Annotated in this window: 18 protein-coding genes; 9 read left to right on the forward strand and 9 right to left on the reverse strand. The window is 36.6% G+C overall.

The window, feature by feature from the left end:
- Positions 1-221 precede the first annotated feature (221 nt).
- The gene (locus E2K98_RS19510; protein ID WP_133337040.1) at positions 222-692 is read left to right on the forward strand and encodes a DinB family protein; all 471 of its coding nucleotides are present in this window, start codon (positions 222-224) and stop codon (positions 690-692) included.
- Positions 693-816: 124 nt separating this feature from the next.
- On the opposite strand, the gene E2K98_RS19515 is transcribed toward E2K98_RS19510, so the two are convergent.
- Positions 817-1,167, reverse strand: a complete 351-nt coding sequence (locus tag E2K98_RS19515) for a DoxX family protein (RefSeq protein ID WP_133337042.1) — start codon at positions 1,165-1,167, stop codon at positions 817-819.
- Positions 1,168-1,737: 570 nt separating this feature from the next.
- On the opposite strand from E2K98_RS19515, the gene E2K98_RS31085 reads away from it, so the two are divergent.
- Genes E2K98_RS31085 through E2K98_RS19530 form a run of 4 tightly spaced genes read left to right on the forward strand, consistent with a single transcriptional unit; the run spans position 1,738 to position 5,471 of the window.
- On the forward strand, positions 1,738-1,893 hold the full coding sequence (locus E2K98_RS31085; RefSeq protein WP_165976323.1) for a hypothetical protein: 156 nt from the start codon (positions 1,738-1,740) through the stop codon (positions 1,891-1,893).
- Positions 1,893-3,281 carry a spore germination protein gene (locus E2K98_RS19520; RefSeq protein WP_133337044.1) on the forward strand — a complete coding sequence of 463 codons (1,389 nt, stop codon included), beginning with the start codon at positions 1,893-1,895 and terminating at the stop codon, positions 3,279-3,281. The genes E2K98_RS31085 and E2K98_RS19520 overlap by 1 nt, the downstream gene beginning before the upstream one ends.
- Entirely contained in the window at positions 3,262-4,362 is a 1,101-nt protein-coding gene (locus E2K98_RS19525) for a GerAB/ArcD/ProY family transporter (protein WP_133337047.1), read from the forward strand. Before E2K98_RS19520 ends, E2K98_RS19525 begins: the two co-directional genes overlap by 20 nt.
- Positions 4,359-5,471 carry a Ger(x)C family spore germination protein gene (locus E2K98_RS19530; protein WP_133337049.1) on the forward strand — a complete coding sequence of 371 codons (1,113 nt, stop codon included), beginning with the start codon at positions 4,359-4,361 and terminating at the stop codon, positions 5,469-5,471. The genes E2K98_RS19525 and E2K98_RS19530 overlap by 4 nt, the downstream gene beginning before the upstream one ends.
- 256 nt (positions 5,472-5,727) lie before the next feature.
- On the opposite strand, the gene E2K98_RS19535 is transcribed toward E2K98_RS19530, so the two are convergent.
- Positions 5,728-5,832, reverse strand: a complete 105-nt coding sequence (locus tag E2K98_RS19535) for a YjcZ family sporulation protein (RefSeq protein ID WP_083402448.1) — start codon at positions 5,830-5,832, stop codon at positions 5,728-5,730.
- 581 nt (positions 5,833-6,413) lie between these two features.
- Between E2K98_RS19535 and E2K98_RS19540 the strand changes: the two genes are divergently transcribed.
- The gene (locus tag E2K98_RS19540; RefSeq protein WP_133337050.1) at positions 6,414-6,527 is read left to right on the forward strand and encodes a YjcZ family sporulation protein; all 114 of its coding nucleotides are present in this window, start codon (positions 6,414-6,416) and stop codon (positions 6,525-6,527) included.
- Between the two features lie 24 nt (positions 6,528-6,551).
- On the forward strand, positions 6,552-6,671 hold the full coding sequence (locus E2K98_RS19545; protein ID WP_208025391.1) for a YjcZ family sporulation protein: 120 nt from the start codon (positions 6,552-6,554) through the stop codon (positions 6,669-6,671).
- A gap of 193 nt (positions 6,672-6,864) precedes the next feature.
- On the opposite strand, the gene E2K98_RS19550 is transcribed toward E2K98_RS19545, so the two are convergent.
- Positions 6,865-7,086: a hypothetical protein gene (locus tag E2K98_RS19550; RefSeq protein ID WP_208025392.1), complete on the reverse strand. Its 222-nt coding sequence runs from the start codon at positions 7,084-7,086 to the stop codon at positions 6,865-6,867.
- Positions 7,087-7,462: 376 nt separating this feature from the next.
- On the opposite strand from E2K98_RS19550, the gene E2K98_RS19555 reads away from it, so the two are divergent.
- Positions 7,463-7,858, forward strand: a complete 396-nt coding sequence (locus E2K98_RS19555) for a DUF3224 domain-containing protein (protein WP_133337052.1) — start codon at positions 7,463-7,465, stop codon at positions 7,856-7,858.
- 216 nt (positions 7,859-8,074) lie between these two features.
- Here E2K98_RS19555 and E2K98_RS19560 read toward each other — a convergent pair whose 3' ends face one another.
- The 4 genes from E2K98_RS19560 to E2K98_RS19575 form a co-directional block, all read right to left on the reverse strand.
- Positions 8,075-8,509 (reverse strand): GNAT family N-acetyltransferase, encoded by a 435-nt coding sequence (locus tag E2K98_RS19560; protein ID WP_133337054.1) that lies wholly within the window; start codon positions 8,507-8,509, stop codon positions 8,075-8,077.
- A gap of 205 nt (positions 8,510-8,714) precedes the next feature.
- The gene (locus E2K98_RS19565) at positions 8,715-9,119 is read right to left on the reverse strand and encodes a recombinase family protein (RefSeq protein ID WP_133337056.1); all 405 of its coding nucleotides are present in this window, start codon (positions 9,117-9,119) and stop codon (positions 8,715-8,717) included.
- Between the two features lie 345 nt (positions 9,120-9,464).
- Entirely contained in the window at positions 9,465-11,135 is a 1,671-nt protein-coding gene (locus E2K98_RS19570) for a ribonuclease J (protein ID WP_133337058.1), read from the reverse strand.
- A gap of 289 nt (positions 11,136-11,424) precedes the next feature.
- Positions 11,425-12,021, reverse strand: coding sequence for a class I SAM-dependent methyltransferase (locus E2K98_RS19575; protein WP_133337060.1), 597 nt, complete (start codon positions 12,019-12,021; stop codon positions 11,425-11,427).
- 557 nt (positions 12,022-12,578) lie between these two features.
- Here E2K98_RS19575 and E2K98_RS19580 point away from each other — a divergent pair.
- Entirely contained in the window at positions 12,579-13,073 is a 495-nt protein-coding gene (locus E2K98_RS19580) for a hypothetical protein (protein WP_235824870.1), read from the forward strand.
- Positions 13,074-13,145: 72 nt separating this feature from the next.
- Here E2K98_RS19580 and E2K98_RS19585 read toward each other — a convergent pair whose 3' ends face one another.
- Together E2K98_RS19585 and E2K98_RS19590 are read right to left on the reverse strand one after the other, a co-directional pair.
- Positions 13,146-13,616, reverse strand: coding sequence for a CBO0543 family protein (locus tag E2K98_RS19585; protein ID WP_133337062.1), 471 nt, complete (start codon positions 13,614-13,616; stop codon positions 13,146-13,148).
- 285 nt (positions 13,617-13,901) lie between these two features.
- Complete coding sequence (locus E2K98_RS19590) at positions 13,902-16,559, reverse strand: SGNH/GDSL hydrolase family protein (RefSeq protein WP_133337064.1); 2,658 nt, start codon at positions 16,557-16,559, stop codon at positions 13,902-13,904.
- Positions 16,560-16,777: the final 218 nt, after the last annotated feature.

The following is a 16,777-nucleotide window of genomic DNA, read 5'->3' on the forward strand; positions in this document are numbered from 1 at the left end:
TCTAATTTTTCTTTGTGTTAAGTAAAAAATTATAAAGTATACATATCTAGAAAAGATTATAATTCTAACAGAAGGTTTCCATAAACCCTCAGGCTACAGCATCCGTTAAATAAGCAACGTAAATTAATTGTTAGAATATATATGTAAATTTTTCCTCTTTTATATTGGAACGAACATTTATTCGTGTATAATTAAGATTACCTGCCAAAGGAGGAATTATTTTGAACTCAATTGATTTAATTATTTTAAACTTTAATGAAGTTAGAAGAAGAAGCATAAAGGTTTGGACATCTATTCCTAAAGAAAAACTCCAATGGAAGCCGGATGATGAAGCAATGAATTGCATAGAAATGATTAGACACGTATTTGAAAGCGAATATTATTACCACCTGGCAATTAAAAATAGAGGGAGTTTATCTGTTTTCGACTCCCCTTTCGAAAATAGACCATTCACTACTGTAGAAGCAGAATTGGAATTTACAGAACCATTTCGAAATGAATTCATAGATACCATCAAGTCCTTTACTGAAGAAGACTTAGAAAATATAAAGATTGACCGTTCCGATTGTGGTTACATAAGAGATTTAGGTGACATGCTTTTACGTGTTGCCTATCATGAATCCGTTCATACTGGTCAGTTATTGGATTATTTAAGAACAGCAGACGTTCCAAGAATTCGTATCTGGGATTAGCCATTACATTGATGCAATGATTTGGACTAAACACCTTTATCTAGAGACCTTTTATTAACATAGTATTATTATAGGGAAGTAAAATGTAAGTTTTTAATTAAACTTCTCAAAATTGTGAACAGGATTAAGCAAACGTTATGTTCTTAATAATCAAGACAATAGATAATATTAAACAGATTGTTGCAGGGATAATCATTACAATTGATTGATGGGCTCGAAAAATATGAGAATGTATCGCTCCTAACATGAGAAGCACAAATAATACACTTAATCCAACAGTTAAGTAGCTAATCCAGATACCACTAATCATACCGATTGCACCAATAATTTCAGTCAATCCAATTACAGACATGAACCATAATGGATATTGATAATGCCGCCAATGTTCAACCTGAAACGGCATACGTAAAAGTTTTATGAAACCTCCTACTAAAATAAAAACCGCTAAAATTACTTGTACGACATTAATTATCATATTTCCTTACTCCTTTTCTTGTATTATTAAGGGAAATCTGTCCGACGATCATATGGATATATATTCCATATGATATTTTATCATGAATAAAATCATTAAAAGTTAAAATTTCACCTTGCCTGCTCCTTTAGCTCACTTGGGCTATTTCTCGGAGATCCACAATTTATATGCTAGATTGGTTTAACCATTTGATTTACTGTTTTCAAGTACCCTACTCATTTTTGAGAGGGTTATTTGTTTTTCTAAGAAAATAAAAACAGACTCTAAAAAAGAGTCTATCCATAATAGGCATTTTATTTATGATTTACGAACTTTAACAAAAAGAAAAATAACGGATTTTTTTATTTACCTATTCAAAAAAAATAGATTAATTAATTGCTAGAGACAAACAAAGGCCATTAGAGAAAGGGTCACTTAGTTTTTGAGCAGGGGCTTCTTAATTATTGCCATTTTTCTATACTTTGAAGAAATTTATTTCACCCAATTATTTTTTTAACAATACAAACAATTACATATGTATACCATATTTTGGGGATGATAATGGAAACATTTTGATAATGGAGTAAAAAAATGAAATTCATTTACCCTGCCTTAAAAAAGTTCATGAAAAGGGATATTCAACCAGGTACTTCAAGTATGGATTCTATATCGTTTAAAGAGATATTCCATACAATCGATGAAAATATTTCTTTTTTAAACAAACATTTTCTGATTCAGCTGATTTAGTGATTAAGGAATTAAATGAAAGAAATATTCAGGGAAATTTGGTTTTCTTAGATACGATGGCAGATAAGGATAAGATTCAAAGAGATGTTTTCAAACCTTTAACTGAAGCGGAGAGTGCCCAGTTCGAAGCTGTAATTCTTTCTAACTTTCTTAAATCAGATAACTTATTTAAAGCTCAAGAAGCACTTTTAAATGGATTCTGTATTTTGTTCTTGGATGGTGTTAAAGAATTCTATATGGTGGAAGTCGGCCTCTCCAAAGACAGGAGCATTATAGAACCTAGTAATGAACAAGTCATTCAAGGATCTCATGAAGGTTTTATCGAAAATCTTTCAACCAATCTTCATTTAATTAGAAAATCGTGTAGAACCGCAAATCTTACTATGGAACATATAATGTTAGGTGACCAGGTTCAATCCAAAATAGCCATGGTTTATATGAAAGACCTTGCCAATTTTGAAATGGTTAACGAATTCAAACGGAGGGTCCAGCATATTTCAATGGATCATATCCCTAGTACTGGAGCTCTTCAGGAATTGATCGAAGATTCCACATGGTCTCCCTTCCCCCAGATTTTAAATACAGAAAGAGTTGATCGTGTAATAGGTCATCTGAATGAAGGAAGAGTGGCGGTGTTGATGGAAGGGTACCCTGCTTGTTTAATTATTCCTGTGACTTTTTTTGCCTTTTTCCATTCACCTGATGATTATAATTCACGCTGGATGATCGGAACCTTTATCCGGACCTTGAGACTCGTAAGCATTTTCATAGCGGTTAATTTACCCGCTATTTATATCGCAGTGATTGGTTTTCATTTTGAAGTACTGCCGGATGATTTAGTTCTCCCTATTGAAAGTTCTATTAAAAATATCCCTTTTCCTCCGTTAATTGAAGCACTTGTAATGGAATTGACCATTGAATTGATTCGGGAAGCGGGGGTACGCCTTCCATCAAGAATTGGCCAAACCATCGGTATTGTTGGAGGTTTGGTTATTGGTGATGCAGTTGTCCGTGCAGGGCTTATTTCGAATACCATGATTGTGGTTGTAGCGATTACGGCCATTGCAGCCTACAGTATTCCAACCACAGAAATGAGTGATGCCGTACGATTTTTGCGTTTTCCCCATATGATTTTGGCGTCAACCTTTGGATTTGTAGGGATTACCTTTGGGTTTATGTTTACTTTAGCTCATTTATGCAGGTTAGAATCATTTGGCACAGCCTACTTTGCACCTTGGGCACCTTTTCGATTAAAAGACATTAAAGATACGTTTATCCGTTTGCCCCTTTGGAAATTTAATACACGTCCACTTGATTCAAAACCAAACATCCTGAAAAAGCAATCTTTGGCAAGGGGCTGGGAAAGTAATGAAACAAAACAAGAATAAAATTACGAACAAACAGCTTGTCTTTATGATCATCCAGGCCCAAATTGGTGTAGGAATATTATCCTTGCCCCATGATGTAGCATTAGCAGCCAAACAGGATGGCTGGATTTCCACCCTAATAGCCGGAGTCATCTCACAAGGTATTATTTTTGCCTTTTGGGGACTAAGCAGAAGATTTCCATCGTTGTCTTTGTATCAAATAATCCCTAAATTACTGGGGAAAGTGGTCGGGAAGATCCTCATTCTCTGTTATGCACTCTATTTTATGATAACAGGTAGCTTAGTTTTAGCAAGATATAGTGATATCTTGGATAAATGGATTCTACCCCGTACCCCTAATTGGATTACAATGGTTTTAATCCTCTTCACCTGCATTTACATCGTCAGTGCTAGTTTAACCAGTATAGCGAGATTTTATGTACTGGAGTCTCCAATTCTGTTTGTATTATTCGTGTTGATTGCGTATGCCCTGAAGGATGCGAATTTCCTATATATTTTTCCAATAGGGAACCATAGCATTCTAACGATATTGAAAGGTTCAAAAGAAGCTGCTTTTTCCATGTTAGGATTTGAACTGTTTCTTTTTATCCATCCCCATGTCGAATCTTCCGGAAATGAGAAACTGGTCGCCATTACGACAGCGAACATTTTTGTCACCTTCTTTTATACCTTTTTGGTGGTAGCAGCGCTTGTCTATTTCGAGCCCAATTTAGATATCGGACTAACCCCAGAGCCCTTATTATATATGATTAAGGCCTATTCGTTTCAGGTTCTTGAAAGAACGGATTTATTTTTCTTATCGCTCTGGCTTGTAATTGTTGCTACTTCGATTGCGAACTGGCTATTATTATCAGCAATGGGGTTGGCCAGCCTTTTTAGAAAAAAAAACTATGCCCGCTTGCTGCCCATTGTTGCAGGAATTAATTTAATTTTGGCACTCATACCTGATCAAGGAAGAGACTTTGAAAATTTTAATCACTTCCTTGGGCCGACGCACTATATTTTTATCGGCATCATCCCTGTACTTTTACTCATTCTCTCGTGGGTTTTATCGAAAAAAGAAGTGATGAAAAAGATATGAAAAGCAAAAAGCCTGTCATTTTCCTTCTATGTTTATTACTTACTGGATGCTGGGACCAGCACCTCATGAAAAATGCAGTATTGGTACAGATATTAAGTTATGATGTAGCAGATAACGACGAAATGTTATTAGGTGTTTCCATTCCAATAATTGATGAGTCCTCCAACGGACCGCAAGCCCGAGTAAAAAGTGAAACATTTTCTTCAAAAGGTTATACACCAAGGGATTGTCGACGTAAAATCGATCGAGAAATATCTGGAATATTAGATACATCTAAAAACAAACTGATTATGTTCGGCGAGCGGATGGCGGCTGCAGGTATTTATCCACCATTGGATGTCATTTGGAGAGATCCGAGAAATTCACTGGGGGCCACAATAGGTGTAGTGGATGGAGAAGCGGTGAAATTACTTGAAATTAATCCAAAACATGAGCCAAACGTTAGTGAATATATACAAGATGCTCTTACTAGCGCTGAAGAAAATTCGATCATTCCGTTTCAAACCATCCAGACAATGGCCTCAGAATTGCTTGATCCGGGAGAAGATATTGTCCTCCCCTATCTTAAAATAAATAAAAAGAAAAGCGCAGTAGTCGTCGGCCTAGCACTAATGGATGATACAGAATATTCGGGAAAAAATTTATCTCCGCAAGATTCATGCCTCCTTCTTTTAATGAATAATAAAAAAGGAGAATATGCACGATTTACCAAACGAGTGAATAAAGACGAGCCGCAGACATTATCAAATTATATTTCCTTGAATGTCAGCAACTTAAAAAGAAAATTGAAAGTTGATGTAAAAAATGGTGAGGTTTCTGTTCAATTAAAATTGCATTTAAAGATAAATGTAGAAGAATATCCTAAAGGGGATGTCCCCAAAGATATCGAACGACTGAATAAGGTATTATCAAAGGAGTTTACAGAGGAAGCAAAAAAGGTTATTACAAAATTACAGGACGCGAATTGTGATGCATTTGGAATTGGGAGGAGATTGATCGCGTTTCACCCCAAAACTTGGGAAACGCTAGATAAGAAGGAATATTTTAAAAATGTACAGTTTAAAACGAATGTAAAAGTTGAAATCATCAAACAAGGGATTGTCTTGTGATGATAATCAACCCTGAGCACTAAGAAAGTGAGTGACGGAAACTGCATACATAAAAGTATCTCCTTTAAATATATAAGAACAGGACTGATGACAGCCCTGTTCTTATTATTGAAGGCTAAATCATAGTGAATGATGGATCACAATATTTTTAAGATAAAATGTCAACTTTTAAGCAAAAAGACCATTTTCTCCTTTAACCTTAAGAAGAATAACGGTTTTTATAATTTCCTAACGTACATAAGGAATAGGTTATTTTTTAAACAAAACCACCAACAAAAGACGCTCCAATAATAATAAGAAGGATAAACAAAACAACGAGTAAGGCAAAGCCACCACCTGCGAAACCTACACCATCAGACATATACACAACCTCCTTTCAGCTGTTACCTATAAACTATGTAAAATATCAAAAAAGGAATGGGCACTATCTGCAATTGAACCCCTTCACCTAGGTTGTCTCCCTATTCCATGCATAGTGAAATCTTTATTTAGTCAAATGGATAAATATATACAAAAAAGCCCTACAAGGGGCTTTTGGTGATTGAGACTGTCTGTGACAAGTCTATGTGCTAAGCAAGAATAGGCTTTTCGGATACACTCTAGACTATGCATCAGTTTAACTTGAGTACCCAATCGGATAAGCCTAATTTGGAGTAATCTTTTAGAACATAACCCCAAGAATTAATTCATTATATATCAGCACTTGTCCTTCCATTTCATTATCTTGTACATATACTATTATTACACCAGCGTAAAACCAGCATATTACACATACCTTCTCTTTTAAGAGCGTTTGCCTATAAAGCAGACGTTTCTTTGCATTTTTAGGCAAATCATATATTTACCTACTCAATATGATATTTGTCCAAGCGATTCTTGTCTTATGAAATATTATACATAGTGAAAGGTTTATTTCGAACATTTTAACAGGTGGTGATAAATATGTGCTTTGGAGGCTATGGCTACGGTGGTGGCTTTTACGGAGGTAGCACTTTCGTGTTAATCGTAGTATTGTTTATCCTTCTAATTATTGTTGGTGCAGCTTGTTTTTATTAATAAACCAATACACGTTCTAGCGGAATGAATCCTTTAGGCTGGAGGTGTTTAAACATGAGTGGCGGAGCTACTTCTGGTTTTGCGTTAATCGTAGTATTGTTCATCCTTCTTATCATTGTTGGTGCATCATTTATGATGTACTAGTAGTAATAAGATGAATAGAGCAGGAAAAAGTCCCTTTATCGGGACTTTTTTAAAGTTCAATCGCTTGACGTAACCGAAAAAATTAACTCCCTTAATCTGTTCTAGGTATTCGATGTCTTCTTACATTCGTGATATTAAACGAGACAGATTAAATAGCATAAAAGGATCTTCGGTTGAAGATCCTTTTTTCGTTCTATTGTAAATTGTTTTGTTGCGATTTAGCTGTAGCTTGGGCTTGTTGAACTTCTTGTTGAGCTTGCTGGACTTGTTGTTGAGCTTGTTGAATCTGTTGTGTGTTTGTACTTGCTTGAGCAGATTGAACAGCTTGTTGCGCTTGTTGAGCAGCTTGCTGTGCTTGTTGAGCAGATTGAACAGCCTGTTGCATCTGTTGTTGCTGTTGGTTTTGTTGTGTCATGAAAATACCTCCCAGGTATATGAATTTGGTTTGGAATGGAAAATAAAACTCAACAATAATTAAAATTTGCAAGTTTGAATAAGTTTATACATTTTTTTCAGGCTTAATATCCTTTATGTTACGAATGTTCTAACCTTAAGATAAATAGTTAATTGTGTAGATTGATATACAACTTTTTCGTTCCTCCATACTTGAAAGCGTCGGTATTGACGCATTTTTTATAGCTCTTTGAATCAAATATTCCGCATATTTTCGGTGTTTTTTTCCAATTTGCAGGAAAATTAATAAAAGCAATCCTATTCTATTATTGATAATGGTGCTTTTTGGATATTATACTGGAGGTGAATTACTATTTAATGATGAAGGGAGATTTACCATGGAGGTAACATTTACAGTAAGCAAATGGGATGAAAAACCAGTAGACGACACTAGAAAAGAATTCCCTATAAATATTGCCCATGTCGAATATGATATTGAGGGTGAATTAACAGGAAAAGCTTTTGTTGAATATTTATTACTTTATATAGACTCTACTATAGATGATGGTCACTTAGCCACTTCTAAAATTTCCGGATTTCTACATTTTGAAGGAACTTACAAAGGAAAACAGGGGACATTTACTGCTTTAGAGCAAGGAATATTTGATAAAGGAAATTTAGATTCACCAGCAACAATCATCAAAGCTACCGGTGACTTAGAGAGCTTGAAAGGGTCTTATAACTATAAGTTTACAGGTGAAACCAGTAAGATGGTTCTAGACTTTAAATTCTAACAAAGCAGTAAAAGGACATTTCTGTACTACCAGGAATGTCCTTTTCGTCGAAAGGTCTTCTACAACTATCCCCGCGTTACTTCAATAACAAAAAAGACCGCCGCAGCAATCTTTCGGTTACCTCCACTTCAAAACCCTATCTTTCACTCAAGCACCTGTTAGCTGAATAATAAAGTCTGCCTTTGTTGACAGCTTGTTCTGCAACATAAGAACCCTTTAAGTGAGCTTCTTTTTAAAACCTAAATGAGTTTGGGAACTATATCCCGCTGACTCATAGAACTTTACAGCGTCAACTCTGTTTCTTTCAGTTACCAATATCACTTGAGAGCAACCCCTTTTGGCAGCAATTTTCTCAAGTTCGGTTATTAAAGCTTTCCCTATCCCTTTGTCCCTATAGTTTTTATCTACTATCATGTTTTCAAGGACTAAAAAAGGCTTGCAATCCCCATATAGTTCCTCACATATTACTCCCATAACAGAACCGATTAATTTAGTATTTTCAATGGCACTGATAAATATATGGCTATCCTTTTTATGTAGTTTATTAAACTGCTTATACATGGTTTCAATACAAGATTCTTCGCCCCAAAATTGTTTATATAATTGTTCAAGTTGAGGTATGTCTTCTTCAATCATTTGCCTTATAATCATTTTTTACTCCTTTACCTTTTCATTTCAAGGAAGAAAAAAGCATTACCGTTGTTCTAGTAATGCACCTGTTACCCATCCATGTTTTAAAGGAAAGGCAGTCAGAAAGGTTTGTATATTCATTTTTTCCTTTCGTTTTCCAAGTCCATGTAGGCTGCATCAAAATAATGTCTTAGACAATCTATTGCATGATTGTCTACAGCCATTTTTAAATTCCTCCTTGTGTCGGCTCTCTATTTTCATTTTCTTCATTTAAAGCACGATACAAAGCTGATCTGGAAACGCTGGTTATTTCTGTTATCTCCTTAACAGTATAATTCTGGGAGTGATACATGTCTAGAGCATGTTTCATTCCTGCGTGTTTAGAATGATATTTCTTAACTCTTCCTTTGTACTTCCCTTTTTCTTTTGCAATAGCAATTCCATTCCGTTGCTTTTCATTGATAAGGTTTCGTTCCATTTCAGCAACTGCACTCATAGTAGTTAAAAAGAGCTTCCCCCATTTTGAATTCCTTGTGTATATGTTCGAAGATAAAATAACAAGACGGATTTTGCCTCCATTTAATTCTTCGACCAATTCTTTTATTTTAAATCTATAATTACTGATTTTCATGCTGCAACCTTACGCAGCATGGATGCAGCCGTCTTGCTAGGGACTTAATGTCCAACCACCCAATAATACAACATAATGTAAACTATGTAGCATTCTCTTAGTGTAGGTCGTATGATTTAGCTATACTAGTCTACATAGTTTACAAATTAAATTTAAAATTGAATTCTACATAGTTTATAGGAAGGATTCCTTTTGGAGGTTCTCCAAAAAGGCAAGGTCTTCTCTAGCACAAAAAAGCCGATTTCCTAAGACAATAAGGAATCGACATTTATTTATTCTTCTTCTACAATCGAGCTCGATTGTTAAAGATCAATTAATTCATTTTTTTTAAAAACTTACCTCCGATTAAATTTCAATAAGTATAGGAACAATCATTGGCTTTTTCTTAGTATGTGTATATACATATTGTCGTATTGATTTTTTTATTTGTTTTTTCATTACATTCCATGAGTTTCTATTTGCTTCTAATAACTCGTTAACAATTTTTGAAGTAAGTCGATTAACGTCACTTCGTAGTTCCGAGAAATCTCTATCTACAAATCCACGAGAAAAGGTATCGGGTTCAGAAATCAGTTTTCCTTCCGCTTTGCTCATAGTTAAAACAATCATGAGCATTCCATCTTCTGAAAGCTGTTTGCGGTCTCGTAACACAATTTCCCCAACATTACCGACATCTCCCCCGTCTACGTAAGTATTCCCAACGGGTATTCTCCGGGTGTGACGGGCAATGGTATGTTCAATATCGATGACATCGCCATTACTGATGATAAACGTGTTTCCTTGCTCTACTCCAACGGATTCAGCTAACAAACGGTGATGGTGTAGCATTCTAAATTCACCGTGAATGGGAATAAAATATTTTGGTTTCATTAATGTTAGCATTAGTTTTAAATCTTCTTGATAACCATGGCCGGAAACATGCATTCCGGATGTACTTCCTGACCCATAAATTACGTTGGCTCCAAGTCCAAAAAAGTTGTCGACGATACTTGTGACATTTCGTTCATTCCCGGGTATTGGACCTGCTGCAATGATAACCGTATCTTTAGGTAAAATGTCAACACCGCGAAAGTTTCCAGTGGACAGGCGGGCAAGAGCAGCCAATGGTTCTCCTTGACTCCCCGTGCATAAAATAGCCATCCTTTCAGGAGCCATTTCATTGATTTCATGTGGGTCAATTAACATTCCACCAGGAACTGTTAAATAACCACGTTCCATAGCAACCGCTATGACCTTAACCATACTTCGTCCAAGTAACACAAGTTTTCGATTTGTTTTTTGCGCTGCATTCACGACTTGCTGAACGCGACTAATATTTGAAGCAAAGGTAGAAAAAATAACTTTTCCTTCGGCTTTCATGAAAGCTGCTTCTACATGTTCACCTACTATTTGTTCCGATGGGGTCAAACCAGGACGTTCTGCATTAGTACTCTCAGACAATAGGAGCAAGACCCCTTCATTGCCGATTTCAGCCATTTTATGAATATCCGAATGCTCATTATTCGCAGGGGTTAAATCAAACTTAAAGTCCCCCGTATGTACAATATTCCCCTCTGGTGTGTGAAAGACCATTCCCAAGCAATCAGGAATACTATGGGTCACTTTGAAAAAACTTACACTCATTTCTCCGATTTTCAAGGTTGAGTTTGAGTTAATTTCAACAAGATCGCTTTCTCTTAGAAGTTTATGTTCTTTTAATTTGATTTCAATTAATCCTAGTGTGAAGCGTGTGGCATAGACGGGTACATTCAATTTTTTTAAGAAGAACGGGACCCCCCCAATATGATCTTCATGTCCATGTGTGACAATTAAAGCTCTAACTTTATCTTTATTTTCTACTAAGTAAGCTATATCAGGAATAATCAGATCAATTCCTAATAAACTTTCATCTGGAAACTTATTGCCACAGTCGATAATCACGATATCGTTTGAATATTCGATTGCATACATATTTTTCCCGATTTCATTCAAGCCGCCCAAGGCGAAGATAGATAATGCATTCTCGTTCATACTCAAATTTATATCCTCCCACTTTATATCTAATCTTAGTATGCCCTTTGGGTTTCCCTTTATCAGTGGGTTGAATGCTTGAGTTTCCTATAAAAAAGGAAATTCTAGACTTGGTTTTTTTCCTAAAGTACTGACTGAAACATTGATGTCTTGGTTTCCCACATCGTTACCGAGTTCTTTCCTCTCGTAGAGACAGCTGCGAACTAATGACATTTAACAAGGTCCAAAGTCCCCCTTTGATTTGAATGGTTATTTTTTAAAGACGTTGTGAAGCAAGAAATGAAAAAGCATAAACTCACTTGATACTACTGGATAGAAACATGGAGGCATCCTGATTCATAAAAATACGATTGCCTTGATAGAATGTCTTAATTTCAGTTGATATAAATCCAACTTCAGATAATCTGTTTTTCAGATCGTCATGTGAAAAACCGTTATGAACTTTCGGATGATGGATTTTTTCGTTTTTGTCAAAGTCAATAATCATCAACTTGCCACCATCATTTAAAATGTTGAACAATTCTTGTAAAATTTTTTTAGTATCCGGAATATGAAGAAGGACAAGTGACATTAAAACGATGTCTGCCTTAAGTTTAGGGGTTTCTTGAGTAAAATCGGAATAAAGCACTTTTGAGTTGGTGATTCCTTTTTGAGCAATTTTTGTTTTCGCAACCTCCAACATTTCTTTTGATGAATCTACCAACAAAATATCAGCTACTAAATCTGATAATTCTAAACTAACCAGTCCAGTACCGCTCCCATAGTCTAATAAAGATTTTGATTGATTATTTCGTAATTCCGGTCTTATTTCCTTAACGATCACATTAGCTAATTCAATTCTTTCCTCTGTATCATATCTTCTTGCCATCTGTTCAAAAACGTTATTTTCCATATTTCTCTCCCCTATATATTAAAAATTATGGCTTTGTTAAACCTGATTGTTGCTTTCCGCTTCAGGCAATTCGCTTTAATCATCTTTGTTTACTAATCAACATTGTTCATTAGAATAGCCAAAATTAAATCTATATAGTGGTCATTATAGCAAAGTTCAAAAGCTTGAAGGGGATTCTCCCTCACCCTCATTCATATAACTTGTTTCAAAAACATGGTATATAAAACACGAACAAACGTTCCATCGATGGGTGATTCCAATAAAATTTTAATACGATTGCAATGTTTTGTTCATACTTTGTTAAACTATTTTATCTATAATAAATTTGCTAGGACAAATAAACATCAAACCCCTTCTAAAAAAAGTGTCAGGTACCTTTCTGCTAAAGGAATACCTGGCACTTTTTTATGAAACCACAATAATTTCCCTCATTGGACTCCACTCACTTACCCTTGTAATATCCATTTCTTTATTCAACCGTTACTCCCATGCTTCATCCATAAAATGGTTATTGGACATTTCTTCCCGTGCATATAGTGTCCGTGGGGGTGATCAGATTGAACAAAAAGAGAATCATCATTCTACTCTTTCTAATGATAGGGACGCTTCTTACTGCTTGTGGAAATGACCCAGTTAAGGATGATTTACAAAATTATGTAAACAAACAAACAAAGCCGCTCGCGAAAAAAGAAAAAGATGTGATTAATCTTTATGAAAGTGTCACGGGAGCAAATTATACAAATGACAATATCACTTATAACACAATGGTAAAAGAAGTAATCCCCAAATACCGCGATTATATTGCTGAAGTAGAAAGCATCCGGCCTAAAACAAAAGAAGTCCGTGATATCCATGAAATCTATCTGAAAGCAGTCAATTTACAAAACAGTGCTTTTATTATGATTGTCAGTGCGATCGAAGAACAAGATCTTAATAAAATCAACGAAGCAAATAATAAATTAACAGAAGCAAGAAAATTAATGAGAGATTATCAAAACGCATTAAAGGAATTGGCGAAAAAGCATGATTTGACATTTGAGAAAAACGATTAATGATTTCCACATGGACGGTTGGAAGGTTCTTGCGGCCACTTTTGAACTAAAAAAGCCACAAGAACCTTCCCACTATGTTCTTTTTAAATTATCCAATTTCTTTATTAATCCCACAAATCCTCTAATTGTAAATAAAGTGAAGTTTACACTTCCGAAGGTATGGAATGGAGACCATTTTTTCCATTTGAATAACCTGGAATTCTTTTCAAAGTACCATTGGCCGATACTCATTGGTACACTAAAAATTAAACTCTTTAAAAGAATTTTAACCAAATTGTCATTATAAGATATTTTAACCCAGATAACACTTAAAATTGGGAAAAACAACATGTCATAAATAATATTGGTTTTAAAAATTTTAGGAAAAGGGCGAACAGGGTAATCAATTCTTTTGGTACCCACAACATAAGCATCAACTAGAGTTGCAAGTACTCCCTTTGAGAAAAAAATAACTAAATTTTCCCTCATTTTTGATCCTCTGAATAGGAAGGGTAAGGAAACAAGGCATAGTGCAGTAAGTAAGTTTAACAATTTTTTCTCCACTTATATACTACTTCCTCTCAAATATGTAATAGTGATATTATTACAATTTCCCCAAACATATTTTTAATTCCTTTTTAGTTATTTTTCAGTGAGGGTTTTTGAAATTATCAATAGGGTATGTAGTAGTTCAAATACTCTAAAACAACCATTTTGCTAAATTCAGTTGAAAACTTAACAAATTAAAACCCCTCTAAGTTGGATTATTAGTCCAACCTAAGGGGATCATTTCAGTTGATAGGTTTTGGTCTAAATTTTTCTCTTTATAACGCAGTGGATTCTGCTTACTTATAAAAATGGGTAGATTGCATTTGCGTAAGCAATTGCCCCTTTATGGTTAGGATGGCCCATTGAAGCTCGTTTGCAGATCTCGAAGTCTATTCCCGTACAGCCAGCTTTTGTACAAGAGATCAGCCGTTCAGCTGCGATAAAATCCTGTGGAGACATATCCAAATTAATCCCGAATAAATAAGGATCGTTGGTTAGAGCAGAGTGTTCTACACCAATATTAGGATCGGCAAAGAAAAACCGGTTTTTTCCTTCCGGAGTAGTATTGGTTTCATCCACAGCCTGTTGGAGATACAATTTGGACTCGTTCGCAAGCAGCAAGCTTCTTTCATGTATGATCTGCAGATGATGTTCCGTCAAAAACCCAGCCACAACACCACCTGGTATTCCATCTGTCGCAATACCTAACGCAACAAGTAATACTTCTACAGCACTTAGATTGCTATGCTCAGAAACAGGAGGATAGTATCCCGTTACAATGACTTTGGCATTTGGAAAGGTTTTGCCCACTTCAGTAAATAAAGTTTTACTATTATCAAGGAATTGAGTCCGATTAAGTTCACTCAAATCATCTTGATTAAATGGATTCAGGACAACTCGAAGATTCACATCATTGATTCCGCCATCCATAATGATCAGATCTACCTGCTCTGGATCACCGACAAATAAATCACACTGTTGGAGAATCGTCGGATAGGAAACAGGAACCTCTCCATCTACTGCAGGAGTGTTTGTATGATCATCTACTCCAATGGTCGCCCCTGAATGCGCAAGTACTTGGGTATAGAATCCGATATTTCCATTCCGAGCTTTAACAGCATTGCCGACAAGGGAATAGTGCTTTTCCTGTTCGAAAAGACCTTGACCCCAGGAAACAGAATCCCCAAGGACGAGCATATGAAAGGTATCCAACACCAAATTTAGGGTGTTAGATGGAGTACCGTCTGATAGAATCACGCGTGCTGTCACATGCTCTCCTGATGGATTTTGTTCAACTGTGGAAGGTCTGATCAAGGTGAACTCAAGCTGGGTTGGGCTTAATAAAGTAACATCCGGCATATCCTGATCATTGATCCGGACGATGGCATTTTCGGAAAATCCACTGCCGATTAACGTTACTTTTCGCCCCGGAATCACTCGCATATGTTCATTTTCTTTGTTATCCTGCTGGGCAGAATCGACCTTAGGCTTAATATACAAAGAGGCTTTGTTAGATAATGTTCCATCCGACTGTTTGACCTGAATAGTATGCTGCCCACCTCTAATAAAAGGAGCGGAAAATTGCAGGGACGTATCACTGTATACATTTGTTGGCACTGGCGAACCATCGATAAGCACAACATCGGTTTTCGTATAACGCTTGCCTTCTAATGTGATGCTTTCCCCTGCATATGCATAAGCAGGAGTTGCTTTAAAAATAACTGGTTCAAGCAGTTTTATCAAGAAATCCTCTCGATCGATGGCACGCATACTGATCGGATCTGGAAGTTTTCCTCCCTCGTAGCCTGAATAACCTTGAGCAGAAGATGCACCATCGGGGCCTCTGGATCCTGCCGTTCTGGATCCAGGCCCGCAAACAGCTCCAAAGTTAGCTTTAAGAGAATCTCCAACAGGTCCTCCAGCTCCACCAGAACCCCTTTCGCCAGGCAGACCTCCTGCTCCTCCACGTCCACCATCGACGGTTATGTAAAAACCTTGAAGGTATTGATTGATCACATTCTGTGGGGCATATAGAGAAAGCTTCCCTCCAGTTCCCCCATTTCCTCCATCTCCGCCCAAACCTGCATTTCCACCTGTTCCTCCGTTGCCGCCAGCACCTGCCCCAGATTTGCAGAATCCTGACCAATCTAATTGCGCAGGTTTTCCTTTTCCTCCTTGGCCGCCATTCCCGCCATCCTGACCAGCACCACCGGTCGTTCCATCCTGGCCTCTTAAATCAAAAGCAGGACGTCCAGTCATATCAAGCACCCATACTTCTAATTCAGGAGCACTCGTTCCGTCTGGGCCTCTGCCGCCTTTGACACCATGTGTTCCATTTGTCCCTGTAATGCCCACAAGCGTAGTGGAAGTTGGCGCTTGAGGAGGTGTTGGTGGTTTCATCGGTTTAGCAGGACTAAATTTACTTGGCCTTTCCCATGTAAACGTAACATTTTGGCCAACCGTTATTTTTTCAGCAATTAAAATAAGATAATGCTGCGGTTGTTTGAGGACAATGGTCGTATTGTCCTGTAAATTGATTTCGGTGGCGACCCAATAAGCGGTATCTACATTAATCTGGGTTGTAAGACTTGACACAGAAGCAGCACTTACTGTTTTCGATGGTAACGGAATGGCTTTAAGTATAGTAGCCTGGCCCCCAGCAGGTTGAAGTACAGGTGTTGTTGCCGTGTTCGTTAATTTATATGCTGACTGAAAGTATACCTGACTGGCCGCCAAATTTGGATCAGGCCTTGTTAGCCCTGCTTGTGGTATTAAATTTCCTGATAAGTTAAGTGTTCCAAGGGATGAAAGGGAAGTAATTCCCACCGATTCTAGAACGGCTTTGTGATACTGTAATCGGTCCTGGCTTGAACTTGTGAGTGAAGTGATTGTGTTAGTGCTCATGGTAATGGATTGTTTTGCAATGGGGATAAATTGTGTTCCTAGTGTTGAAGTCATGTGATTCCTCCTGAGATTAACAATGTTTAGGCATTTCTCATCCAGCAAACCCATGAATGTCTAGTGAAACGACGTGGTATGAAGGACTTAAAAACCCGATTAAAAATATATTTCAGAAGGAATTACAATATACCCATATTTTGGTAATATTGTTATTTAACATAAGATTCAAGATTCCATTTTTTATGAAGGATACAATTTGAATGGACTATTTTGAA

The organism is Bacillus salipaludis, assembly GCF_004358205.1.